This window comes from Helicobacteraceae bacterium (assembly GCA_031258155.1).
In the GTDB taxonomy this organism is placed as follows: Bacteria; Campylobacterota; Campylobacteria; order Campylobacterales; family SZUA-545; genus JAIRNH01.
The window spans coordinates 1-24,515 of sequence record JAIRNH010000068.1; the positions used below are offsets into that span (position 1 = coordinate 1).

Annotated in this window: 17 protein-coding genes; 12 read left to right on the top strand and 5 right to left on the bottom strand. The window is 53.1% G+C overall.

Annotated features, from left to right (window positions below):
• Positions 1 to 1,045: hypothetical protein (locus tag LBF86_09400; GenBank protein MDR0665712.1), on the bottom strand; the 1,045-nt coding region annotated here is incomplete at its 3' end.
• Positions 1,046 to 1,125: 80 nt separating this feature from the next.
• Here LBF86_09400 and LBF86_09405 point away from each other — a divergent pair.
• From LBF86_09405 to LBF86_09425, 5 genes are all read left to right on the top strand, one after another.
• A complete protein-coding gene (locus LBF86_09405; protein MDR0665713.1) occupies positions 1,126 to 3,108 on the top strand; it encodes an Ig-like domain-containing protein in 1,983 nt (660 codons plus the stop codon).
• Complete coding sequence (locus LBF86_09410; protein MDR0665714.1) at positions 3,105 to 4,001, top strand: hypothetical protein; 897 nt, start codon at positions 3,105 to 3,107, stop codon at positions 3,999 to 4,001. Before LBF86_09405 ends, LBF86_09410 begins: the two co-directional genes overlap by 4 nt.
• 189 nt (positions 4,002 to 4,190) lie before the next feature.
• Positions 4,191 to 7,895: a hypothetical protein gene (locus LBF86_09415; GenBank protein ID MDR0665715.1), complete on the top strand. Its 3,705-nt coding sequence runs from the start codon at positions 4,191 to 4,193 to the stop codon at positions 7,893 to 7,895.
• Between the two features lie 3 nt (positions 7,896 to 7,898).
• On the top strand, positions 7,899 to 8,312 hold the full coding sequence (locus LBF86_09420) for a hypothetical protein (GenBank protein ID MDR0665716.1): 414 nt from the start codon (positions 7,899 to 7,901) through the stop codon (positions 8,310 to 8,312).
• The gene (locus tag LBF86_09425; GenBank protein MDR0665717.1) at positions 8,309 to 8,602 is read left to right on the top strand and encodes a hypothetical protein; all 294 of its coding nucleotides are present in this window, start codon (positions 8,309 to 8,311) and stop codon (positions 8,600 to 8,602) included. The genes LBF86_09420 and LBF86_09425 overlap by 4 nt, the downstream gene beginning before the upstream one ends.
• A 544-nt stretch (positions 8,603 to 9,146) precedes the next feature.
• Here the strand turns inward: LBF86_09425 and LBF86_09430 are convergent.
• Together LBF86_09430 and LBF86_09435 are read right to left on the bottom strand one after the other, a co-directional pair.
• Positions 9,147 to 10,064 carry a glutaminase gene (locus LBF86_09430; GenBank protein MDR0665718.1) on the bottom strand — a complete coding sequence of 306 codons (918 nt, stop codon included), beginning with the start codon at positions 10,062 to 10,064 and terminating at the stop codon, positions 9,147 to 9,149.
• Complete coding sequence (locus LBF86_09435) at positions 10,061 to 10,960, bottom strand: glucosaminidase domain-containing protein (GenBank protein ID MDR0665719.1); 900 nt, start codon at positions 10,958 to 10,960, stop codon at positions 10,061 to 10,063. Before LBF86_09435 ends, LBF86_09430 begins: the two co-directional genes overlap by 4 nt.
• Positions 10,961 to 11,157: 197 nt before the next feature.
• Between LBF86_09435 and LBF86_09440 the strand changes: the two genes are divergently transcribed.
• Entirely contained in the window at positions 11,158 to 11,445 is a 288-nt protein-coding gene (locus LBF86_09440) for an HU family DNA-binding protein (protein MDR0665720.1), read from the top strand.
• A 35-nt stretch (positions 11,446 to 11,480) separates the two neighbouring features.
• On the opposite strand, the gene LBF86_09445 is transcribed toward LBF86_09440, so the two are convergent.
• The gene (locus LBF86_09445; GenBank protein ID MDR0665721.1) at positions 11,481 to 14,060 is read right to left on the bottom strand and encodes a valine--tRNA ligase; all 2,580 of its coding nucleotides are present in this window, start codon (positions 14,058 to 14,060) and stop codon (positions 11,481 to 11,483) included.
• 63 nt (positions 14,061 to 14,123) lie between these two features.
• Between LBF86_09445 and LBF86_09450 the strand changes: the two genes are divergently transcribed.
• Together LBF86_09450 and LBF86_09455 are read left to right on the top strand one after the other, a co-directional pair.
• On the top strand, positions 14,124 to 14,999 hold the full coding sequence (locus tag LBF86_09450; GenBank protein MDR0665722.1) for a carbon-nitrogen hydrolase: 876 nt from the start codon (positions 14,124 to 14,126) through the stop codon (positions 14,997 to 14,999).
• 83 nt (positions 15,000 to 15,082) lie between these two features.
• A complete protein-coding gene (locus tag LBF86_09455) occupies positions 15,083 to 15,223 on the top strand; it encodes a hypothetical protein (protein ID MDR0665723.1) in 141 nt (46 codons plus the stop codon).
• 866 nt (positions 15,224 to 16,089) lie between these two features.
• On the opposite strand, the gene metE is transcribed toward LBF86_09455, so the two are convergent.
• Complete coding sequence (gene metE / locus LBF86_09460) at positions 16,090 to 18,357, bottom strand: 5-methyltetrahydropteroyltriglutamate--homocysteine S-methyltransferase (GenBank protein MDR0665724.1); 2,268 nt, start codon at positions 18,355 to 18,357, stop codon at positions 16,090 to 16,092.
• Positions 18,358 to 19,066: 709 nt separating this feature from the next.
• On the opposite strand from metE, the gene LBF86_09465 reads away from it, so the two are divergent.
• From LBF86_09465 to LBF86_09480, 4 genes are all read left to right on the top strand, one after another.
• Positions 19,067 to 19,333, top strand: coding sequence for a hypothetical protein (locus tag LBF86_09465; protein MDR0665725.1), 267 nt, complete (start codon positions 19,067 to 19,069; stop codon positions 19,331 to 19,333).
• 93 nt (positions 19,334 to 19,426) lie between these two features.
• Positions 19,427 to 19,624, top strand: a complete 198-nt coding sequence (locus LBF86_09470; protein ID MDR0665726.1) for a hypothetical protein — start codon at positions 19,427 to 19,429, stop codon at positions 19,622 to 19,624.
• A gap of 153 nt (positions 19,625 to 19,777) precedes the next feature.
• Positions 19,778 to 22,435, top strand: coding sequence for a flagellar hook-basal body complex protein (locus tag LBF86_09475; GenBank protein ID MDR0665727.1), 2,658 nt, complete (start codon positions 19,778 to 19,780; stop codon positions 22,433 to 22,435).
• A 48-nt stretch (positions 22,436 to 22,483) separates the two neighbouring features.
• The gene (locus LBF86_09480; GenBank protein MDR0665728.1) at positions 22,484 to 24,331 is read left to right on the top strand and encodes a DUF115 domain-containing protein; all 1,848 of its coding nucleotides are present in this window, start codon (positions 22,484 to 22,486) and stop codon (positions 24,329 to 24,331) included.
• The last annotated feature ends 184 nt before the right edge of the window (positions 24,332 to 24,515 follow it).

The window sequence follows — 24,515 nt, forward strand, 5'->3', positions numbered from 1 at the left end:
GCGCCTGCGCCGTCTTTATCGTTTGATTAGCCGTTTTCTCGTTTATTACGCTTATTGTCGGCTTGTTTTCGATCTTTTGATCCGTCGCGGGTTCTACGGGCGTTTTCGCGTTTGTTTCAAGTCGCGGCGTTTTATCCGCGATCTCGTTTGATCTGTTGGCGGTTGTTTGCGTTTTTGCCGTTAAAACGTTTAATGCTTGCGCCGCCTTTTCGGTTTTTATAGGCGCGTTAATTTCTCGCGGCGTATTAGCCGTTTTTTGCGTCGGCGATTCGATAGGTTTGGTTAAGGGCGCGGATTGCGAAGCGGGGGCGTTTGTCTTTACAAGGCTTATTTTAGCGATCGCCAGATCGTTCTTGTTGGCGAATTCGACCAACTCCGTTAGCGTTCCTTGCCGCCCGATCGCGCGAAAACGCCTCTCCACGCTATAGAGCGTTTGAACGGCGCTCGCGTTGGCGTTTTGGTTTAGCCGCGCGATCGCGGCGCGGGCGCTCTCGTCCGCCTCAAAAGCGGCTATTGCCGCTTGCGGCGGCTTAGCCTTGTTCGCGTTAGCGGCTAACGTTTGCGGCGTTTCGTCGTTTGCCGCCGCCAAAACCGCTTCGATCTCCTTAACCCAAACAGCGTCCGACTCGCCCGCCTGATTTTGCGGCGCTAAAGCGCCAAGCGGTTTAATCGGCGGCTCTTTCGCCGCGATCAAGGTCTGTCCGCTCGTCTCGTTTTGCGCGATCGGCGTTTGCTCAAAGCCGCGCGAAGCGCCGTCTGTCGCCTTTGTCTCGTTTTGATCGCCGATCGCGGTTTGGACGCTTTTGATCGCGACCGTCGCTTTGATCGCTTCGGCGCTCGTCAAAATTTGTTTTGCCGCGCCGCTAAAGGCGATTCGTTTTTTCAGCGTCAAGGCGAAATTAACGTCCGCGCTCTGCTCGCTTGATAAAATAGCCGTTTTCGCCTCCGCGCGAGGCGCGTTTTTGGGCGTTATTAGATCGATAAGATTAAACGGTTGCGTTAAGCTCATTTTTTTCCATAAGGTAATCGATAAAATATCAAGCAAATCTTGTTCCTTAGCGCGTTGAAGCGGAATTAGGAACGATTTTTGTTTGAAACTCAAAACTCTAAAGCGAAAGGCATGCGTTGAAAAAGCTGCTAGCGCCGATACTTGCTTTATTGCTGTTTGGTTGCGGCGAGGATAAAACCCTGCCCGACGGATACGCGGACAATCGCGGCGCGGCTACCGACGCCTACGCGACTTCAAACGGCTCGATCCTGATTGCCTCGATCTTTCCCAGAACGCCCATAATCGCCGAAGGCGGCTCGATCTCGCTAACCGCCCTCGTAACCGACGGCGCGGGGAGAACGCTAGAATCGACGCTCGCCGAACCTGTCGTGGTAAGCTGGTCTAGCTCTAACTCCTCGATCGCGAGCGTCAATAAAAACGGGGGCGTGTTTGGTCAAAAATTAGGTAGCGCCACGATTACGGCGATCGCCGCCAAAGGCTCTCAAATAAGCGCGCGCTACGACGTGGTAGTTCATGTGGTCAAACGCAACTCTTTAGACGTGGCGGAGCTGTTTTTCAACCCTATGCAAACCTATATAGACCTAAACGCCGAGCGCGCCTTTAGGTTAAGCGCGGTCGATCACGCTGGAACGGCGACCTCGCTTTCCGAAGGGCGAATTTATCTGGAATCAAACAACGAAAACGTTGAGATTACGCCGCGCGAAATCAATCTAAGCGCCAAAAACGAGGCGGTCGAAGTCAAAATCCGAGGCTTGCAAAAGGGCTTTAGCTTTATCACCCCCTATTACGAGCTTACAAGCGCGGATAAATCGGAAAAGATCAAGATTACGGGAACGCCGCTTGTAGCGCAAGTGAAAGATTCGGTGGAGACAAGCCTGCCGACCAACGCTATAGACGGCGGCTACGATCTCTCTATAGCGGTCGGCGAAGAGAACGGCGGCTACAAAACCGTCTATGTCTCGCACTACGACAAGAGCGCCAAAGCGTTGCTGTCCGACGATTTTTACACCTCGTGGGCGCACAAGACCATCGACGGCGGCACAGGAACGACAAAAGACGCGGGCAGATCGAACGCGATCGTTCTCTCGCCGTTCAAGGATAATCGCGATCTGCCGATAATCGCCGCGCTCAAGAACTCGCGCGTTACGCTTTACTACCAAAGAAACAGAGGCGAAGCGTGGTATGAGACCGAAGTTACCCCGCAGGATATTATCGACGCTAATCGCTCTTATCCGCAAAACGCCGATCGCCTGATAAGCCTAAGCGCGTTTCGCGCGCCCGAAGGAAGCTCGGCGGTAAACCTGCTCAACGTAGCCTATTACGACGCGGCGAAAGAGGCGGTTTGCCTGGTATCCTACGTTTCGCCAAAAGATAGGCAGTCCGATTCGCTCAAATGCATAGAGTCAAAAGCGCCGCCGCACAGCGTTTCGCTTTCGCGCAACAACGACACGGGCGAGCCTAGAATGGTCTATGGCGTTCATGATTACGTCTATACCGACGCGAACGGCACGGAGACAAACATATCCGCGGCGCTTTACTACGTCTCGCGCCAAAGCGGCGATCTCTACAGAGAGTCGATAAGCGCGAGCGACGCTAAAGCCGCGAGTTACGCCTCCATAGCGTTAGATCGCAACAATAAGCCTATGGTCGCCCTGCGCGAAGGCGAATACGTTAGGGTTTATAGCCGCGAGGCGGACGGAACGGTTTTCACGTGGGCGCGCGACCCGTTAAGCGGCGTAGATACGTCTCAAGGCGAGATCGCCAGCGTAGCCTTTGCGATCGACGACTACAACGAGCCTAGAGTGGCGTTTGCCTCAAACGCGGGGGGCGAAACAAAGATTCGCTACGCCCGCAAGCCGCCGTTTAGAAATCTAGGCGGTCGCTGGACGATAGAGGAGCCGGGGCAAAACGTCGGCGGCGCTCACGGAGGCTCCAGCGCCCTTGTCGTCGATAGCGCCAACCGCGCCCATCTCGTCTATAGCGTGGAGAGCAAAAAGTGGTTCAACTACTGGGCGGAGCCGAACTTTTTTGACTATCGCGCCTACCCCGTTATCAACTACTCAAAAGCCGATCTGATCGAGGAGGCTCCAAAGCAATGAAAGCAAAGTTTTACGCGCTTGCGACGATATTGGCGCTGGCGCTTATCGGGTGCGACGCAGAGAGTAGAACGCAAAGCGACGCCAACGCGGCGCCCTCTGAGGACAGATACGTAACGCTTAAGGTGGGCGAACATAAAGATATAGAGCTTCCAATCGCCTACGAGCCTACCTACGCCGTTAGCGCCGCCACAACCGCCAATATAGGAAACGATATAAACCTAACTAGCTCCCGCAACGTAAACTACCTTATCGCCAACGTAGCCGCTTCGGCTCGTCCCGTCTTGCGGCTTGTAGGCGCGCGCGCCGGTCAAGAGACGATCGCCGCGCAGATCGTGGATCGCGGCACGGGGCGCGTCTCGGTGTTGCGCGCGATTGTTACGGTAACGCCCTCGTCAATCGACAACGATATTATCGGCGGCTCTCCATGCTCGCCTCCGCAGTGCGGCGACGGCGACGACGGGGGGGGAGGCGACGACGGGGGAGGCGGTATAGACGACAAGCCCGTTATCGACCCCGACGCGTGCACGGCGGCGAGCGGCTTTTACTATGTCGATGATAACTATCAAGACGTGGAGGGCAAGTTTGGAGGCGATTACGCGGCGTATATCAGATCGCTAATGTCGGGCAACGTCAACTCCAATATACGGCTCTACTATTTTGGCGTAACCAACAAACCCGCGCAGATCGCCTATACCAATATGGGCAGATACACAACCGCCATTCCTAGTTTGAATATCGTAGTCGAGTTTGATCTACAACTAGCGCAGTTTTTGTTTGGCTTGCAAAAAAGGTATTTTTACGTGGAAACAAACGGCTACTGCCTGCGCGGAGAGATTCCAAGCTCTATTATGTCGCCGCCGAATAAAAAGCTGGTATGGGTCAAACAGCAATGAGCGTGTTTTTACGGCGCAAACCGCAAACGACAAAACGTCGATCGGAACTTTTGACAGCGCAAATCAATCTTGAAGGGAGAAAATAAATGAATCTTTTTCGTTTTCTTTTGGGTTGAGGCGTTAAATAATTTCACAAACCGCCGATATTAGCAAGGTATTAGGCGAGCATTTTAATGGGAGGATATAGATATGACAAAGCGTTCTAAAGCGGCGTTAAGCGCCGCGTTGGCATTAGCGGCGCCATTAGTTATGTGGGCGAACCACGCAATCAAGGTTAATCCCGACCAATGGCAGCTTATAGGCATTACGGGGTATTACGCTACCTCTCAAGCGGGCAGTCAAGGACAAAGCCCAGATTTAGCGGGCGGACAGGTGGTCGTCGATTTGAGAGACGGCAACGATAATATATCATGGGACGCTAATACATCTACCAACGATCTTAATATCGTTACGAGCGTCGGTTCGTATAACAACTTTGCGACCGCGAGCGATCTAAGCGGCGTAACTTACGTAAACGATCCCGATACAGCGACGGGCAATAATCGGCTTGGTCTGCCCTATCACTCGATTGTGGGCTTGCGAACGCTTCGCGTCGGCAATATTGGCAAGGCGGCGATCAGCTTTGCTCGCCCAACCAAACCGATAGGCGGCAAAGATTACGGCGCGTCGCTAATTACGATGTATCTGGTTTCGCCCTATTCGAGCGGCGAACCCGACGTGATGGTGGTCTTTGCGGGCAATCTGCTCAACCAGACCTTCAAAATCTCGTTCAAAAACGCTCCTACCTCAAAATGGAACTTCACCGCGGGCGACGATCGCGACAAGGTCTATTCCGGCAAATTCAGCTATGAGGCGACCTACGACAATCCGCTTAGAATTGGCGCCGGTCTGAGCGAGATCTCCGCTACGGCGGGAACGGCGGCGACGCAAAGCGGCTATAGGAGCTTTGCCAACACCATCGATCTAAACGTGTCGGACAATATCGCGGAGAACTTCGGCGATCTTAACCTTAGCAACTTCCAAGCGCTAGAGGGTAACTTCACCGCTTATCAATACGACGCGGTTCAAGGGTTTTGGAAAATCGCCACGATTACCGACGCGGCGGGCGGTAGCGGTATAGCGACAATCAACGACGCGGACGTCAATGAAACCGGCAACGCTAACAACAATAACGTAGTCTGGAACGCTATCGACACAAGCGACTTCCGCGCGTGGACAAAAGGTTACGGCTACTGGGTGCGGATTTGGGACGACGCCGTCGCGAACACGGCGCACTCTAAAGGCGGTCAAACCGGCATTTTGGCTAACGATCAAATTACTAGCGCTAGCGACTATAACGGCTTAATCCAAAACGGCTGGAATCTGCTTTCGTTCCCCGATAGCGTTCTGCGCTATACGGCAAGCGGATTTATTGTCAACCAGTCAGTGACAAATGGGGTAGTCGTCGGTCCTTTTGGCGATAGCAACGTTTCTTTTGGGGGCGGTTGCATAACGTTTAATAAGGATGTTTGGATCAATAACTCCTTAACCGGACGCGCTAACGCGTTAGAGGTTTCCTGCCTTGAAGTTAGCGGCAATACCATAGCTCTAATCTCGTCCAAACCGTTTTATATTTATGGCGAATCGTTCAACTTTAGCAACGACGTTACAAGCCTTGCGGGTTATTCCTACGCGGCTAACGATCTAATCGATCTGAACGGAAGCGGGACAGGGACAAACGGGTGGCTTCGCACAAGACTTGGCGAATACGCGCTTTTGATTGAGGATAATGAACATTACCTCGGTGCGGTCGGCAACGTCCCTCAAACAAATACGATTAGGGTAGGCTTTCCTTCGTGGCTTGACGTTCCCGTTCTTAACACAGACGCTAACAATATTCTGACCTCCTTCGCGTCGCATATAGCGGCGAACCAAAGTAAGCTAAAGCCCTCTTACGACACGGCGGCGAGAGGAAAAGCTCACAGGATTAGTAACGGCGGCACAAACACTACGGGCGAATTAATTTTGCTCGCGGCAAATAGCCGTTTCTATCTGAGCGATAACGTCGCCGTTCGCCTCTTCAATTTAAAAGACGGCAACGGATCGGTATTGTCGATAGATTACGGCGGCTCGAGTCATACGAACCCCGCCGGCGTTCAAGCCGCTACGTTAGCCGACGGCGCTATCAATTGCGGTTTAATTACAAGCTACGTTAGCGGCGTGACTAGCAGCGACGTCTATGCGCCTTGCTACAATGAAGATACAAACGACACGGTCGCTTTCTACTCGACCGAATGGCGGAACTACGACGTTAAGGAGATTAACGCGTCAAGGCAGTTGCTTGTCGAGCGCTATATCGGCTCCAACGAGACAAACCGCACGGCTTACGGCGCGATAGAGCGGGTAATTCAGCCGAGCCAGATTTACGGCGCCTACGATTATAATGGCAGCGACGGCAATTTCTCTTTCGGCGGCATAGCCAATCTTACCTATACCAGCGTATGGGCGGAGGATTTCCCAACCAGCGGCGCGCTCTATTATTTAGCCGATAACGGCTTTAAGCCGGAGATGATCCTAACGGGCGTAACCGCGGGTATCGAGAGCATTATCACAAACTCGCCCGGCACAATTAGCTGGAAAGCGCTCGATACCACCCGCGATCCAAAGGCGTGGTTTGATAGCGCGAACGACTTCGAGTTGTTCTGGACGGAAAAAGAGCGCGGCTATTGGGTCTATGCTCAAAGCGGTTACGTTAATCCCGTAACGGTAAGCAACGTAAATCTTAACAGCGCGTCCGTCGTTACCAAGCACTTCAATAACGGCGTGCCAGCCGTAGCGGGGAGTTCCGACGAGTTTTTAGTGTTTAACTGGCTTGACGGCTATATTAGCGCTACCGTCGGCGGTTTGACGCGTCAGGGCTACACAAGCGGCGAAACCTACACCGTAAGAGCTAGACTCGATAGCGACTATATCCCGCTGACCGCCACGGGAGCGATTAGCGGCTCTAGCGCGATATTTACCGCTAATTTCAACGATTTTGAAGTCGAAAGCCTTCGTCCGAACGGTCGCAGAGACCTTAACGTAACCGCTACGGACGGACTTGGCGGCAGAGCTTCAAGCGGCGTTCAGATCGCCTATCTGCAACCCGCCGCGCCCGATGTCAATCTTAGCGGCAACACGCTAACGGCTACAAGCGACGCGAACGCTCTGGGGTTTGCGCTGTTTGCGGGCGACGTGAGCGACGAAAACAACGGCGCCAATCAAAGAGTAGGCGCGCTTCCCGCGAATAACGGCGTCGCCGCGTTCAATCTAGGCTCGATAAACATCGAGTATCCGGACGAGCAAGAGTATAACAGCTCTTACCACGATATAATCGCCTACGATCCGGTTACTAACCCCGATCCGATCGTGGATCTGCGCGTAGTCGCGGCTACCGCGAGCAATGTTGACGATCGCTTTAGCGTGTATTCCAATATGCGCAAGGTTAATTATGTGCCGGCGTATTCCAATACGTTCCATTTGTATGCCAACGGCGAACAAAATACGACCAAGCATACGGCGGCGTTTGGAAACGCGGAAGGAAACGGCTACGACGCGAATACCGGCGACGACGTTGCGTTTAGAGGCGCTAACGCTAGAGAGCTAACGCTGATCTACCAACCGATAAATCCCAATCAAGGGTTGGCGAACAACGCTCCTCAGCACGCCAACCTTAACTTAGGCGGCGCTCAGGCGCAAATTGAGTTCCTGCCGGAATATGCGGGCGAGATATTCTATGTCTATGATCACTCGAACAACGCATGGTATTACGGCGTATTCCCGGGCATGGGCGCGAACGGCTCGCCTTGGGGCGCAAGCGGTTATGGTTTGAAGTTGGCGACCTTGCCGGTTACGCAAACGGTGGCAAAACCGTAAGCGATGAAGCGGCTAACGGGTATATTATTGGCGGTTTGCGTAGGGATCGCGGCGGACTTTCGTCCGCCCGTTCCCGACGTGGGCGTAGCGGAAGAAAAACGGCAAATTTTGCAATCGTGCAAGATCGCGCCGCAGATGGTCGTCCTGCCTCCTATGGTGGAGGCGGACTATCGTCCTTGCGCTAACGCCTACTATAAGCCAGATATACCTAACGCCGCTTATCGCCTATCCGCGATGTTCGATAAAGAGGTTAAGGTTAGCGCGATAACGATAGCGGAAGGCTTTGTGAGAGCCTACGAGATCAACGCGACGCTTGGAAATAATAAGTTGCGTTTATTGTGCGACGAGAGCGTAAGCGCCTGCTATGAAATTGGCAAAACTTACGCTGGTCAGAAAAAAGAAAGGAATAAACAATGAAAAGGCTAACTATTTTGGCGTTTTTAGCCGCTATAGGGTTGCTTGCGTTAGGTTGCGGCGAAGGGTCTGCAAGCGGCGGTAGCGTGGTCGGCGGCGGCGCTACGCCCGTAACCGTCGGTTCGGACGGCTATACGACGGCGACTGAATACGAAGATCCGACGACGGGCGAAACAACCGACAAGATCAGCGATATTAAGAGCGACGGCACGGGAGCTACGCCTCCGACGGCGCCGAGCTTTTATAGCGTTTCGCAAGCCGCGAGCGTTCCAACGCCTCCCGTAACGCGGTAGCAAGCTCGCGCAAACGCTTTTTTGCGTTTGCGCGACTTAGCGTCGCGCGGCAATCCCCCGCGATAACAACGGCGGGGGTTAGTCTTATTCCTTCAAACGAAATAGCGCGACTAAACTTAAAAGAGATCGGCGATGTTTGGTTAGTCATTCGTTCAAACGAAACGGCTATGGCGTCGCGCAACCCCCCGCGCCCCCCTTCCCCGCCACTCCCGCGCGGAGCGATAGAAGCGCAAAGCGCTTCGTAATCGCAAAGGAATGCGGGGATCCGTCTTTTGACAAACAATTGCGATATAAGCGGCATCGTATCCCGTCATTCCCCTCCCCCCTGTCATTCCAGCGAAAGCGGGAATCCATCTTTTTAAGCAATCATAATATAAGCGTATTGCATAGGTTTTTAACCTTTTTTATAGATACCCGTTTTCGCGGATATGACGAGAGGGAGCGGTGTGGCGCGGGTTAAAATATGGGCGGCGGTTGGTTTGGCGTTTTGTCGCGCCCTTTATGATCGCGAGCGGATTGCTATTCCCGCGACGCAACGGCGCTTTTAGAAAACGGACAGACCGGTTTTTTGCGCGAATATCTCTAACGCTTCGCTCGCGACAAGCGATACGCCGTCCTTGTTTAGCGCGGGCGACCACGCGGCGATCGCCATTTTGCCGGGAACGACCACCACGATCGCGCCGCTTACGCAGCTTTTGCCCGGAAGCCCCACCCTAAAAGCGAAATCGCCCGATACGTCGTAATGACCGCAGGTAAGCAAAATAGAGTTGATCCGCTTTGCCTGCGAAGCGCTAATCACCCGTTTTTTGCTAACGGGACACTCGCCCTTGTTGGCTAAAAATAGCAAAGATCGCGCCAGATCGACGCAAGAGGCTTCGATCGCGCACTGGTAAAAGTAGAGCATAGCGACGGTTTGCGGATGGTTTTCCAGATTTTTGAAGTTAGCGATCAGATGGGCTAACGCCTTTGTGCGATGCCCGTGTTCGATCTCTAATTGCGCGATCTCCTCGCCAAAGCCAATCGAGGGATTGCCGCTTCTTTCGCGCAGAAACTCTAACGCCGCGGTTTTCGCCTCAGCCCCTTTTTCGGTCAGAATAATGTCCGTCGTGACAATCGCCCCCGCGTTTGTCAGCGGATTTCTAGGTATGCCGCGTCCAAGCTCTAACAGCAGCAACGAGTTAAATTCGCTACCCGCGTTTTCGCGTTCTACTCTTCGCCACAGATCGTTTCCCACGATTCCAAACGCCTGCGTAAGCGCGAAAACTTTTGAAATGCTCTGAATAGAGAATCGATCGCTCGAATCGCCCGCGCTATAAATCTCGCCTTCCACAGTCGCGATCGCCATAGCGAATTTAGTCGGATCGGCGATGGCAAGCGCGGGGATATAGTTCGCCACGCTTCCCTTGCCAAGCGAGGCGCTTGCTTCGATCGCCACTTCGTCTAATACGTTTTGCAGATTCATAGGGCGGCTTTCAAATAGAGATACGATTTATCCAGCGCATAGTCGTCAAACCGTATTAAATTATTGCTCTTTATAACATATCGTAACTTTTCAACATACTCCTTTCGCTGTTCGGAATACGCCTCCAAAAGTCCGGCTAATTCGCTTGGATCGGCGACGCTCGCGCGCGCTTGGCGAAACCCCTCAAACGCCCTTCCGATCGCCAAAACCATAAAATAATCCTCTATCGAATCGTAAGCGCTCAAATAGCGCCTGACGAAAACCTTTTGCCCCCTTTTGCGAATCGCGGCTAGATAACGCGGCTCGTCGGCGTTAAACGACCACACGCCAAAGAGGTTGTTGGTCTCCAAAAACACGCGCGACGTTCCCCAAGCGCTCTCCAAAGCCGCTTGCGCAATTGCCAAACTTGCGGGGTGAGTTTGCATTTTTAGCAGCAGATCGTCTAGGTTTCTGGCGCGATAGCTCTCGTATAGCTCGCTCATAAAACGCCGCTCGGCGCGAGTCGGATGAAATTTGGCGGAGATGGCGATCGCCAGCGCCCTCTCCTGCTCGCGTCTGTGTTTTACGATTAGGATCGAAGGTAAGATCGTTTCGATAAAGCGTTTTTTTCTCTCCGACGAGTTCAAATCTTTGAGTCGCGGGGGGTCGGCATAGACGATCGGTTTGACGATTTTGCCGTCAATCGGTTCCGGCGCGCCGTCTTGCATATAGCGCTCCTCGACGTCAACGTCGTATATTTTCCCCGCGCTGATACCGCCGAACCAGTAGAAATAAGCCGGAGCGATTAACAAAAAAGCGACTAACAGAACGAGCGCGAGCACCGCTAAGCTGAGTTTTGAAAAACGCGCGACTTTTTCGGCTTCCGTTTTGCGGCGTCGCGCTCTTACGCGTATCATCTTAGCCGCCGATCGCCTTCGTAGCTCTGTTCGTCCGGTTTTTTTCGTTGCGTTTTTCGCACATATTACCGCTAAATCCCGTCTATTTTTGATGTAATCTTTAGAAATTTTAGCAAAAAAAGCGCGGCGACGCTGTTTATTTAAGAGTTTCGCTATTACAATCCTGAAGTTCATATCTCAACATTCAAGGATTACAGATGGCAGGCGGCAAGACATTGACCAAGCCAGAATTTGTAGCTAAAGTAGCCGAGGCGGCTAAACTTAGCAAAGTGGACGCTGAAAAAGCGCTTAACGCAACGTTGGAGACGATCATAGGCACGCTCAAAAAGGGCGATTCCGTTCAGTTCGTCGGCTTTGGCTCGTTTGAGGTTCGCACTCGCGCGGCGCGCACGGGTATCAACCCCAAAACCAAGAAAGAGATCAAGATCCCCTCTAAGAAAGCCGTAGCTTTCAAGGCGGGCAAGAAGTTCAAAGAGGCGGTATAAACGCTGGCTTGGCAAAAGGTTGCCAATTGAAGGCGTTACGATAACGCCTTCAATTTCTCCTCGACTTCGTTACGTTTTTTTACGACCTCGTCCAGTAAGGCGCGGTTTTTGTCCAGCGCGTCTTTTGGCGCGTTGGCGACGAAGTTAGGATTGTTCAGCAACCCTTGCAGTTTTTCTTGATCCTTAATTATCTTTGCTCTCTGCGTCTTTAACCGATCGATCAGCGCCGATAGATCGAGATTGTCAATCGGAATGATCGTTTCGAGATTGTCGCTAATATCGCTCGCGCCCTTTTGCTTTTGGTAGGTAATCTCCACGCTTTCGACGCGCGCTAACTTCTCTATAAAGCGAAGCGGCAGTTTTACGCCCTCTTTGTAGGGGCGCGCATAGGCTTTTGCAATCGGCTTATTGGCTTGATCGATCGACGCTTTGGCTCTTCTTATGGAGACGATCGCTTCAATAGCGATATTTACGCGCTCTTCCGCGTCCAGATCGCGTTCGGCGGCTTTCGGAAACGGCGCGACGGTTACGCTAACGCCGCTTTCGGTTAGCTCTCGATAGAGCCTCTCGCTCAAAAACGGCATAAACGGCGAAAGCAGTTTTAGCGCCTCGATAAAGATCGCGCCGATCTCGCCGACGCTCTCCTCGTCGGCTTTGCTAAGCTCTATACCCCAATCGCAAAACTCCGTCCATATAAAACGATAGAGCGCGATCGCCGCGTCGTTGAAGCGGTATGCGTCCAGATCGCCGCGCGCCTGCGCGATCGCCGCGTTAAGGCGGCTGTTCATATACCGCCCCAGTTCGGTTTTAATCTCGATCTCGTTAAGTTCGGCGTATTTTGGTCGCTTGAGAAGCAAAAATTTCGCGGCGTTGTAAATTTTGTTGGCAAAATGCTTGTAGGTTTCCAGAGCCTTGCGCGAAAGCCTAATGTCGCGCCCCTGAACGCATAGCGCCGCTAGGGTAAAGCGCAGGGTGTCCGCGCCGTGCAACTCGATCATCTCGTTTGGATCGATCACGTTGCCCTTTGTTTTGCTCATCTTGCGCCCCTGCTCGTCGCGCACGAGGGCGTGCAGATAAACGTCCTTAAACGGCGTTTTTCCCGTGAAATAAACGCCCATCATCAACATTCGCGCCACCCAGAAAAAGAGAATGTCAAAGCCTGTGATCAGCAGATCGTTCGGGCTGCGCCTATCTAAATCGTCCGACTTAACATTGCGGTTGTTTTCGTTGCCCCACCCCAAAGCGCTAATCGCCCAAAGACCCGAACTAAACCAAGTGTCCAATACGTCCGGGTCCTGAACGATCGATAAGGAATGGCAGTTTGGACAGCAAGCCGGCTCGTCCTCTACGCTCGCCCATCTGTTATGGCACTCCACGCAGTAAAAAACGGGAATGCGATGCCCCCACCAGAGTTGGCGCGATATGCACCAGTCGCGTAGCTCGCCCATCCACGCGTCAAAATTATTTTTCCACTGCGGGGGAAAGAATTTCGTCTCGCCCGCATTCACCCTTTTGATCGCTTCGGCGGCGATCTCCTTTTTCACAAACCACTGCTTGGATATATACGGCTCGACGACGTTATGACAGCGATAGCACCGCCCTATTTGATGGGTATGCTTTTCGATCTTTTCGATAAAACCGCCTTTTTGCAACGCCTCTACGATCTTAGGGCGCGCCTCAAGCCGCTCTTGTCCCTCGAACTCGCCGCAACGCTCGTTTAATATCCCCGATTCGTCGAATATCGTTATAAACTCTAAGTTGTGCCGCTTGCCGATCTCGTAGTCGTTGTGATCGTGCGCGGGCGTAACCTTAACCGCGCCGGAGCCAAACGCCGCATCGACATGATCGTCGGCGATAATTTTGATCTCGCGGTTAATCAGCGGCAATCTTACGCTTTTTCCCAGAAATCGTTTATATCGCTCGTCGTCGGGGCGCGTCATAACGGCGCTGTCGCCAAAAAAGGTTTCGGGGCGCGTCGTAGCCACGACAATCGCGCCCTCGCCGTCCGACAACGGATAGCGAATATGATAAAGCGCGCCTTCGCTCTCCTCGTGTTCGACCTCCACGTCGCTTAACGCGCCGTCGTGCGTGCACCAATTAACCATATGGTCGCCTTGCACGATCAGCCCGTCGTCGTATAACCGGACAAACGCCCGTTTTACCGCCTGTCGCAAGCCGTCATCCATCGTAAAGCGCTCGCGCGACCAATCGGGGCTAGTCCCAAGCCGCCGCAATTGGCTGACAATCTCGCCCCCGCTTTGGTTTTTCCAATCCCACACTCTGCGGATAAACTCCTCGCGCCCAATCTCCTCTTTTGTGATCTTCTCGGCGAGCAGGCGTTTTTCGACTACGTTTTGCGTGGCGATCCCAGCGTGATCAAGCCCTGGTTGCCATAGAACGTCGTAGCCGTCCATTCGCTTATAACGAACGATAATATCCTGCAAAGTATGATTTAGCGCGTGTCCGATGTGGAGGCTTCCGGTTACGTTAGGAGGCGGCATCATAATGGTAAAGGGTTTTCCGCCTTTATTGGACGCGAAAATCCCAGCCTTTTCCCACTCTTCGTATAGCCCGCTTTCTACCTCTTTTGGATCGTAGCTACTTTCAAGCGACATCGACGCTCCCCTTATTAAATATGCGCGGATTTTATCAAAAGAGGCATTGCTATAATGACGGCTATGAAGGCGGCTTTAATTCAACAATCCTTTACGGCAAGTAGGCAAGAAAATATAGCGCGATCGTTCGAGCGCGTAAAAGAGGCGGCAAAAAACGGCGCGCGGCTGATCGCGTTAAGCGAGCTGCATAATTCGCTCTATTTCTGCCAAAGCGAAAATCCCGCGTTTTTCGACCTCGCCGAGACGATACCGGGCGAATCTACCGAGCGTTTCGGCGCGTTGGCTAAAGAGCTTGGCGCGGTTTTAGTCTTGTCGCTCTTTGAAAAACGCGCGGCGGGCTTGTATCACAACGCGGCGGTCGTTATTGAATCCGACGGCAAAATAGCGGGCGTATATCGCAAAATGCATATTCCAGACGATCCTAGTTTTTACGAGAAGTTTTATTTTGCGGCGGGCGATCTGGGCTTTAATCCGATCGATACGAGCGTCGGGCGGCTTGGCGTTTTGATCTGCTGGGATCAGTGGTTTCCCGAAGCGGCGCGCATTATGGCGCTAAAGGGCGCGGACGTTTTGATATATCCTACGGCGATCGGCTGGGATCCAAAAGATCGCGACGAAGAAAAAGCGCGGCAGCTAGAGGCGTGGCGAACGATTCAACGATCGCACGCGATCGCGAACGCTCTGCCCGTTCTCGCGGTTAATCGCGTCGGATACGAAACGGGGCAAGACGGCAAGGGGGACGGAATCGACTTTTGGGGCGCTAGTTTTATTTGCGGCGCGCAGGGCGAGCTATTAGCCGACGCGCCAAATCGGGAGGCGGCGATCCTGTCCGCGGACTTAGACTTTAGCCGCTGCGAAACAACGCGTAGAATATGGCCTTTTTTGCGTGATCGGCGCATAGATCGCTACGACGAGCTAACCAAACGTTTTATCGACTAAGCCTTTAGCCGACGCGCCAAATCGGAAGCGGCGATCCTGTTTGCCGACTTAGACTTTAGCCGCTGCGAAACAACGCGCGGAATATGATCTTTTTGCGCGATCGGCGCATAGATCGCTACGACGAACTAACTAAACGCTTTATCGGTCGCTTGGGTCTAATTTATGCCACAATCGACAGGCGCGGACTTCGGTTCTTGCGTCCGCTCTATAAATTGCGCGGATAGCGCGTTTTGGATTATCGCCGCGCGGGTTGATCAACGAAACGGCTGGCGCGATTTTGCGCGGCGAGAAGCCCCGTTTTTGCGTTTGCCGCGCCAACGTTTCGTCATAGAGCCTAGCGTTTTCCCGCCGAAAGAAATATCTTGCCGCCGTAACATCAATGCGCGTTAATTGTAAGGACGCGAAAAAAGCGGCTTTGGATCAAATCAAATCGCGATCCGATAAACGCGTAAACGCCGTCTCAAGACCAACAAGCCCGCGCTACAAACAATTTCGCTTCGCTTTTCGTTAAACCGCGTTTTATTTACCCCTTGATTGACGGCGATCTTTTACCCGCTCTTTCGCCGCGTTTGGCGACGTTCAATTTTATTTATCTCTTCATCAAAAGCGATCCTTTACCGCGCGGCTCAAACGCGTTTTAACGGGAGAACTTAATTCGACGCGCTTAAACGCTACGTCGATTACAAAGCTAACGCGATAATAGGCGGGCGAAGCGGCTTTACGGATTATTTCTTTGCCGAATATCGGTTGTCTTAGCTAAGCTAACGCCTATCGGTTTTTATATTCGCCGTTTTGCGCGATTGGCGCAATCCGACTTAAACGCTTCGCCTGATTCTTGCCCGCTTTAGAAAGCGCTTTTCTTAGATTTTATAAAGGCGCGCTAACGAAAGCAATCAAAATTTGGTTTGGGGCTTGGGTCTATTTGGGCGGCGCTCAAAGTCGCCTACGATCGCTTACAATCCCGCAAATAACAGCCTCGCGCGGTTTATCCAAATCGCGCGTATAGGTTCTCGCCGCTTTGACGTTCGCGCTCTTCGCGGCTAGATTAAACCCAGCCGCGATACGCGCCCAACTTCTAAAACGCGAGTTCTTAAGACAACTCGGAGCGGACGAGTTTTGCCGCGGCGACCATATTTTCTAGCGACTGATACGCCTCGTCCCAACCGCGCGTTTTTAAGCCGCAATCGGGGTTGACCCATAGCCGATCTTTTGGAATATAGCGCAAAGCCTTGCGCAGCAGATCCGCGATCTCCTCCGTCGAAGGGACGCGCGGGCTGTGTATATCATAAACGCCCGGTCCGACCTCCGAAGGATAGTTGAAATCCGTAAAGGCGCTTAAAAGCGTCATGCCGCTACGGCTGGACTCTATGCTGATCACGTCCGCGTCCATCTTCGCAATCCAATCAAGAATGGAGTTAAATTCGCTATAGCACATATGCGAGTGAATCTGCGTTTCGTCTTTTACCCCCGACGAGGCGAGGCGGAACGAATCGATCGCCCATTTCAGATAGATTTGCGCTTCGGCGACGGTAAGCGGCATGCCCTCTCTTAGCGCCGCCTCGTCGATCTGTATAATCTTAACGCCCGCCTTCTCCAAATCCGCAACCTCGTCTCGAATAGCAAGCGCGATCTGCTTGCAAACCTCGCTTCGCTCCAAATCCTCCCGCGCAAAGCTCCAGCATAGGATTGTGATGGGTCCCGTGAGCATGCCCTTCATCGGTTTTTGGGTAAGCGACTGCGCGTAGGTAATCCACTCGATCGTCATTGGAGCTTTGCGATAAACGTCCGCGTATATAACGGGCGGCTTAACGCACCTGCTGCCATAGCTTTGCACCCAGCCGTTTTGCGTGAAGCAAAAACCGCCAAGCTGCTGACCGAAGTATTCGACCATATCGTTGCGCTCGGACTCCCCGTGCGCAAACACGTCCAGACCGAGCCGCTCTTGTTTATCGACGCAATCTTTCGTTTCGCGCTTGATGGCGGCAACATACTCCGCTTCGCTTATCTCGCCTTTTTTGTAGGCGAGTCTGACTTTGCGGATAGCCGCCGTCTGCGGAAACGATCCGATCGTAGTCGTGGGCAGCAGAGGCAGATTCAGAACGCTTTGCGCCTCGCGCCGTTTCGCGTAAGGCGATTTGCGCTCTAGCATATCGGGCGTAATGTTAGCCGCGCGATCGCGAACCGAGGCGTTATAAATATCCGTATCTTTCGCGGCGTTTTCAAAAACGGCTTGATTTCTCGCCAGCGCCGCTTTGTCTCCTCGCGCAACGATCTCTTTAAGCTCGACAATCTCGGCGCACTTTTGAACGGCAAACGCCATGCGATCTTTAATGCTCTTTGGCAGCGCGCTTTCGTCGTCCAGATCGACGGGGCTATGCGCGAGCGAGCAGCTAGAGCCAAGCGCCACGCGATCTTCGCCGAGCTTAGAAACCGCCTTTTCAATTAGCTTCAACGCCTTCGCGTAGTCGGTTCTCCAGATATTACGCCCGTTTACTAGCCCAAGCGATAGCGACGTTTCGCGCGGCAACGAAGCCAAAACGTCGTCAAACCGCGCCGCTCCGCGAAGCAAATCTATATGTAGCCAAGCGCAGCCTGATTTTACGGCTAGATCGAGATTGCGCCCAAGCGATCCGAAATAGGTCGTCAGCGCGAGTTTCGTTTTGCCCGCCGCCGCGCCAAGCGAGGCGTAAATCTCGCCAAAGCGCTTAGCGGCTTCGTTTGAGAGCGCCTCCGAGCATAGAATAGGCTCTTCGATCTGAATTAGATCGCTTGTCTGCGCGAGCGTTTTGACGAGATCGGCATAAAACGCCGCGACGCTATCAAGCCGTAGATAGCGATCAAAATTATCCGTCGTCCTTGCGAGCGCGAGGAAGGTAAAGGGTCCTATTAACGCGGGTTTTGGATTGAAACCGAGCGATTTGGCAAGCCGCGTATCCTCGATAATCGAGTGCGCGCTTGGCGTCCATTGCGCGTTAGCGTCTATTTCGGGGACGATGTAGTGATAGTTGGTATCAAACCACTTGGTCATCTCCATAGCGGCGATATTGCGCTTCGCGTCGCCTCGCGCCATAGCGAAGTAACGCTCCAGCGCGTCGGCGTTCGCAAGCGGCGCGAAACGCGGCGGGATCGCGCCAATCGCGAAGATCAGATCAAGCGTTCGATCGTAGAACGAAAAGTCGCCCGTTACGACATAATCAAGCCCAGCCTCTTTTTGAATATTCCAATGGCGTTTTTTCAGTTGCGCGATCGTCGCCAAAAGTTCCTCTTTGGAGAGCGCGCCTTTCCAAAACGATTCTAAAGCCTGTTTTAGCTCTCGACGTTTCCCGATGCTTGGGAAGCCTAAAATATGGGTTTTCACTAGCGCTCCTTATATTTTTAGAGTGGATCGTATCGCTAACGGTCGAAACGAATCGTCGCAAAAAGCGATCGCGAAGCGCGCCGCGCGTATAACGCCGCCGTTTGTCGATTATCGCTTTGATCGCGGATCGCTTTTGATTGTAAGACCGTCCGCCTTTTTGTTCAAAGCAAACGGCGGATTTAGCAAACCAAGTCCGGCGACACCCGATGGGTTTTAGCCGCCTCTTGCTTTTTTGCCGCGCAATTATAGTTTCTGATAGCTTGGCAGGCTACTAAGGGTATGCGGTCGATTATTTTTGCCGTTTAAGCAAGCTAGACTTGCGCCGCCTGATTTTCGCAGAAAGGATATAAATGTCGGCGGTTTTGATTGAACTTAGCGTCGGTGACGCGAATAAACGGCGGGAGATGTAATTTAGCGCCTTTTTGATCCTCATTTTCCTCCTTAAGGACGCGACGACAAATAAGAGAGCGGCTAAGATAACGGATATTCGACGCGGTTTTGCTTTAGCGCGGTCAAGGCAATTTGAAAGACGAGGGAGAGGGGGAGGGAGTGTAAAAAAACGGCTATTCAATTCGTAAATCAAGCGTTACGGGCGCGATCGCGCGGGAAAAACGCTACGCTTGCGATCAAAATGTTAATCTAAATAATAGAGCGCGGGTATCCGAAGCGTAGCGGGGGCGGGAGAGCCCCCTATCGTTTCGTCGAGGGTATGACGCGCATTGAAATATCGGCGGCGGTCGATTTGCCATTTGGTAGTTTTGCCGCGCTCCTTACGCTCGCGCCGATCGTAATACCCGCGAAAGCGGGAATCCATTTCCAGATATTTCGTAAAAATAACAAACAATCGCATTACGTTATTTCTATGGATTCCCGCGTAGGCGGGAATGACGAGAGGTTTGCGTTTGTTTTTATTGAATACCCGCCTTCCTACGCGATTACGGGCGGTAGAGCGCCCTATCGCTCCGCGCGGGTATGACAAAGAGGGTTGTCATTCCCGCGCAAGGCGATAGAAGCGCAAACGCTTCGTAATCGAAGGCAGACGACTACGATCATATACGACGGCGCGAATATGGCTAACTCGTTCTTGATTGCGGCAAAACGGCGATCATATAGCGACGCGGCGCAAATTGGCGTTATCGCAAAGATTGCAACGCTTGCGACGCTTATCGCAAACGGCGCTACGCCTAAGCCGGCGCGTTTAAGTTCTTTATTGGCGTTAAGCGCTTTCGCCTCCCATTTCCAGCTACTAATCGCCCTCTTTCTTTGAACGCCATTGCGCCAACTTAGCATCGCTATCGCGAGCGGCGATCAAACGAGGGCGACGGCGCGGTATGCAAACCTTCAAAAAACGCTCTTAGCGGCGCATAAAAGGAACAAAGTTTGCTTTAAGTTTTCAGCAAAAAAAGATAAGGATTGCCCTATGATGCGCTCACTTTTCAGCGGCGTGAGCGGTTTGGTTTCGCACCAAGTCGCCATGGACGTGGAAGGCAATAACATTGCCAACGTCAATACCGTAGGATTTAAGTATTCGCGGACAAACTTTAACGACAGTCTGCTCCAAACGATGAGACCCTCCACCGCGCCGCAAGGGGAACTCGGCGGCAGGAACGCCACGCAGATCGGCAGCGGCGTAAGCGTCGCGACCGTTCAGCGCATTCACCTGCAAGGCGCCACGCAGCAAACGGACGTCGCCACCGATATGGCGGTCAACGGAACCGGCTTTTTTATCGTTAGCGCCGACGGCGGCAAAAGCTACTACTACACGAGAGCGGGCAATTTTACGTTTGACGCGAACGGCAACCTCGTCAATCCAAACGGCTTGATCGTGCAAGGCTGGATCGCAGACGCGCAGTTTAACGTCGATAGCTCTATGGGAATCCAAAACATCACGATCGATCCGGCTATGACCGTTCCCGCTCAGGCTTCTAGCATCGTCAGAGTGAGCGCAAACCTCAACTCCGGCTTAGAGGTCGGCGCCAGCGAGAGAAGCGCCGCTACTTCGACAATCAACGTAACCGACGATATAGGCGCGCTCTACTCCTACAGCGGAGAGCCGATCGCGCTTAAAAGAGGGGTGGATACGCTAACTCTGGAGCTTACCCGTAGATTCGACGTGGGCGGCGTTATGGTGGAGTCTTCTAGCGCGCATACCTTCGTTTATGGTCAAGGGACGACCAAAACCGACGGCTTTTTCACTACGATGCAAGACCTCTTAGACGAAATTAGCGCGAGGATCAAAGACTCGACGGGGGTTTACGACAATAAAGTATTGCTAACCGGCGACGGCAGAATCGCGGGCGCGCAACATATTACGGCGGTGTTGGAGAGTATGAGCACGAACGCCGTTCTTAACGATATTTTAGAGCCGATCAGCTACGGCTCTTTTATGTCGCGCAGTTTCAAAAACAACGTAAACGCCTTTGTGGGCGCGGACGTCGTAGGCGAACTGTTCGATTCGGACGGAGAAGCGTTGTCGCTTAAAACGGGCGACGGGCTTGCCTTCTACGCGGAAAATTTAGGCGAAACGCGCAAATTCGTCTATCGCGAACCTAGCTCTGGCAACGAAAACGACTACCTCAACAACTATTTTCAGGACGCGCTGGACATAACTAAAGCGTCGTCGGATCAAGGTTTGCATTGGACGCTCGACTCTGCTGGAGCGAAAGCTAGTCTAAACGCGGGCGATACGATCACCTTTGATCTAGGCGGCGCGAAAGACGCTTTAGGCGCCTTTGTAGCAATCGCTCCGCTAACGCTAACCTACGGAGAAACCGGTAACGGCGGCTTCTCGACAATCGAGGATATGATCAGTCTAGTAAATAACGCCCTGATAAACGCTCAAAGCGTCTCCCGCATCACTTGGGACGACGATAACGGCATTATCAGCGACGGGGGAGGAACGATCACGGGTCTAAACGTTCTTGTCGGCGGAACGAGCGCGCCCGCGGCTAACACCCCTCAGGATAGATTGCAAGCCGTATTGGGATCGCTCGTCGGCGCGGCGGGCGTGGCGACTGAGTCGGGGCAGTTCAAGAAAAACGACGTCTATTATTTCACCAATATGCAAGAGCTTGTCAATCTCTATCAGGACGCGCTAGACGACGCGGGCGATCCGCTCAACTTTGCCAAACCGCTCGACGCTACGGTATATATCAACGATTTAGGGCAGATCGCGATCAGAAACAACGGCTCCGCCGAGAACTTTATCGTCAATATAACCGGCTACTCCGCATTCCCAAAACTAGGCGAAGAGCAGATTGGCATGAGCAGCGGCAACGCGCGTTTCACGCAAGCTATGGGCAGAGGAGAAATGCCAATTCCGACGGCATCAGAGGGGGTGAGCGGAACGCTTTACGCGGCGAGCTTCAGGGCGGGCGTAGAGGTCTATGATAGCAGCGGCGCGAAACATCAGCTTACGTTGAATTTCAGAAAAGAGTCCACAAGCGTCGGCAATAATCAGCCTACGGTGTGGAAATGGTATGTGGACGGTTCGGAACCCACCACCTTCAACTATCCGACCTACGGCGAAGTGCGCTTCAACCTCGACGGCTCCGTGCTTTCGTTTTCGCCTTCGGCAATCACGGTAAATCCGAATACGGGTTCGGCGACGGGACAGGTTATCCGCATTGATTTTGGAAGCAACGGAACTTTCGACAGGCTTACTAGTTTCGCGCAAGCCTCGTCGATTCGCAACGGCACGGGTTCGGACGGCTACGCGGGCGGCTTCTTGAAGGATATATCCGTAACGCAAACCGGTATGCTTGTCGGCGAGTTTAGCAACGGTAGGCAGTTCGATCTTGGGCAGGTCGCGCTGGCGACCTTTGTGAACGAAGAGGGTTTGAAAGCCGAAGGCGGCAACCTCTTCAGAGAAGCGCCAAACAGCGGACAATCCACCGTAGGCGTGGCTGGTACCGCAAACAGAGGCGATATAGCGCCGAGCAACCTTGAGATGAGCAACGTCGATCTCTCCAAAGCGCTTACCAACCTGATTATCATTCAGCGCGGTTATCAGGCGAGCTCCAAGACGATCACGACGAGCGATCAGTTGCTCAACACGCTACTGCAATTAAAGCAGTAACGATCTAACTCCTCTTGAAACGAGAGGAGTTTTATCCGCCGCGTAATTATGGATTTTGATCCGATTACAAAACAACGTAGAGCGCTTGAGCGCTTCGCCGCCAACGAGAGGTTTTTCGCGGCGACAAAGCTGGCTAAATATCTGCGAAAGCCAAACGAGCGGCTGACGCTTCATATATCGCAAGAGGGGTTCAACGTCAAAGAGGGCGATCGCCTTCTGTATCCGGAAGGTATTTTCGAGCGGGCGCGAAAGCTCGCGCTTAACCCGCTCGCGAACCCCGACTACAAGCCAATTGTGATTCAGGATTTCTCAAACGCGCGAACCGATACAAACGCCGTAACCGCCGACGGCATAAACGAGATATTGCGCCTAGCCCGCGCCGATTCGGATTTCACCGCCGATCAAGCGCATTTCGACGATAGCGCGCCGCTCCCCCCGATCGCGTTCTACGGCGTAGGCGACGGGACGCATATCGCGCTTTTAGACGAAGGCGATCGCCTTTCCAACGGCGCGATTATCTACGAAAGCGATCCGGAGTGGTTTGTAATATCCTGCTATTTTTTAGATTATTCGCGGTTTTTAGACCCCGCTAAAACCAATTTGCTGATCGTCGGCGGCAAAATGCGCGCCGAACTTGCCCGAAGTTTTTTCGCCGTCGATCGATTTTCGCGCGGGTTTGTCCGGTTGGAGCTGGCGCTGGATAACCGCGCCGAAAACGCGGACGCTATGAGAGAGATCGCCCTAGCGCACAAGGAGAGTCTGCGCGGCTGGGGAACAAGCGAGGACGAGCTTGTCGGCGTAAAAAACGCGATCGCCAACCGCTCTAAGCCGCGCCTGATAAATAAGCCGCGCGAAATAACTTGTCCGATCGCGGTCGTAGGAAACGGCGCGTCGCTAGAAAAACTTACGGATTTTTTGCGCGAAAACCAAGATCGGCTTGTGATTTTCAGCGCGGGAACGGCGTTAAAACCGCTGCTAAAGGCTGGAATCAAGCCCGATTTTCATATAGAGATCGAGCGCATGGATCATCTAGCGGCGATCCTGCGCGCCGCGCCGATCGCGGATATTCCTCTAATCGCCGCCGACGTCGTCGATCCCTCCACGCTTGAAGCGGCGAAAGAGAGCTTTGTTTTTTCGCGCGATAGCGCCGCCGCGAGCGCCTTTAGCGAAAATAGGGTCGCTTTTTCAAGCCCGATCGTGGGCAACGCCGCGTTCGCTCTCGCGCTGGAGTTCTCCCGCGAAGTTTATCTATGCGGCTTGGACGCGGGCTTTCGGCGCGGGCGCAAACTGCACGCGAGCGGCTCGTTTTACGACGATAAAGAGGACGAGAGCGCGGAGCAAATACCGACGCGCGGAGCGTTTAGCGGCGATATTTGGACAAACTCGCTTCTTTCGCACAGCCGCGCCGCGCTGGAATCGGCGATCGCGGCAAAACCGTTGGCGCGAGTTTTCAACCTCTCCGACGGCGCGTTTATCGTCGGCGCCAAAGCGCTAAGGGTAAGCGAGGCAAAAATCCCAAGCGGCGGCAAACTTGAGGCGATCGCGGCGATCAAAGATAGTTTCGCTCTCTCTGACGGCGCGCCGCGCGTCGATATTGCGCGAGAGCTTGACGAAGCCAAAACGGCGCTGATAGCTACGCTAAGCGCGTTCGCCCCGCGTAACAGGCGCGAGCTGTTTTTGGCGGCTAAAACGGCGTTAAAAAACTCGATAGCCCTAGAACGGAGATTGCGCTTTGGCGCGCCGTTTCTGCGCGGCAGCTTTTGGCATTTGACAAACGCGCTGATCAAATCGTCGCTGTGCGTAAGGCGATCAAACGCGGCGAGCCTATATAAAAGCGGCGCGGATATTATCGCCGCTACGCTGGGGCGACTAAGCGATCTCTGCGCGCAAGCCTGAAGGCGGCTTTGTTAAACCGACTATTGTCGGGTCTTTTATTGCGAAGTAGTTAACTTTTTTACTTTCGCTCCGATATAGAGTTACATTTCTTAAATAGGAGCCTCAAATGCCAGGTTTTATTATAAACACCAATATCAAAGCGTTAAACGCCCAAGTTAACGCGGACAGCGTTCAAAGAGCGTTA

Excerpts from the sequence above, each read along its gene's own strand:
- LBF86_09445 (MDR0665721.1), bottom strand. The coding sequence starts at position 14,060 with ATGTCGCTTGAAAGTAGCTACGATCCAAAAGAGGTAGAAAGCGGGCTA.
- LBF86_09475 (MDR0665727.1), top strand. The coding sequence starts at position 19,778 with ATGATGCGCTCACTTTTCAGCGGCGTGAGCGGTTTGGTTTCGCACCAA.
- LBF86_09470 (MDR0665726.1), top strand. The coding sequence starts at position 19,427 with ATGGCTAACTCGTTCTTGATTGCGGCAAAACGGCGATCATATAGCGAC.
- LBF86_09440 (MDR0665720.1), top strand. The coding sequence starts at position 11,158 with ATGGCAGGCGGCAAGACATTGACCAAGCCAGAATTTGTAGCTAAAGTA.
- LBF86_09435 (MDR0665719.1), bottom strand. The coding sequence starts at position 10,960 with ATGATACGCGTAAGAGCGCGACGCCGCAAAACGGAAGCCGAAAAAGTC.
- LBF86_09480 (MDR0665728.1), top strand. The coding sequence starts at position 22,484 with ATGGATTTTGATCCGATTACAAAACAACGTAGAGCGCTTGAGCGCTTC.
- LBF86_09420 (MDR0665716.1), top strand. The coding sequence starts at position 7,899 with ATGAAGCGGCTAACGGGTATATTATTGGCGGTTTGCGTAGGGATCGCG.
- LBF86_09455 (MDR0665723.1), top strand. The coding sequence starts at position 15,083 with ATGATCTTTTTGCGCGATCGGCGCATAGATCGCTACGACGAACTAACT.
- LBF86_09465 (MDR0665725.1), top strand. The coding sequence starts at position 19,067 with ATGACGCGCATTGAAATATCGGCGGCGGTCGATTTGCCATTTGGTAGT.
- LBF86_09410 (MDR0665714.1), top strand. The coding sequence starts at position 3,105 with ATGAAAGCAAAGTTTTACGCGCTTGCGACGATATTGGCGCTGGCGCTT.
- LBF86_09430 (MDR0665718.1), bottom strand. The coding sequence starts at position 10,064 with ATGAATCTGCAAAACGTATTAGACGAAGTGGCGATCGAAGCAAGCGCC.
- LBF86_09415 (MDR0665715.1), top strand. The coding sequence starts at position 4,191 with ATGACAAAGCGTTCTAAAGCGGCGTTAAGCGCCGCGTTGGCATTAGCG.
- LBF86_09425 (MDR0665717.1), top strand. The coding sequence starts at position 8,309 with ATGAAAAGGCTAACTATTTTGGCGTTTTTAGCCGCTATAGGGTTGCTT.
- LBF86_09450 (MDR0665722.1), top strand. The coding sequence starts at position 14,124 with ATGAAGGCGGCTTTAATTCAACAATCCTTTACGGCAAGTAGGCAAGAA.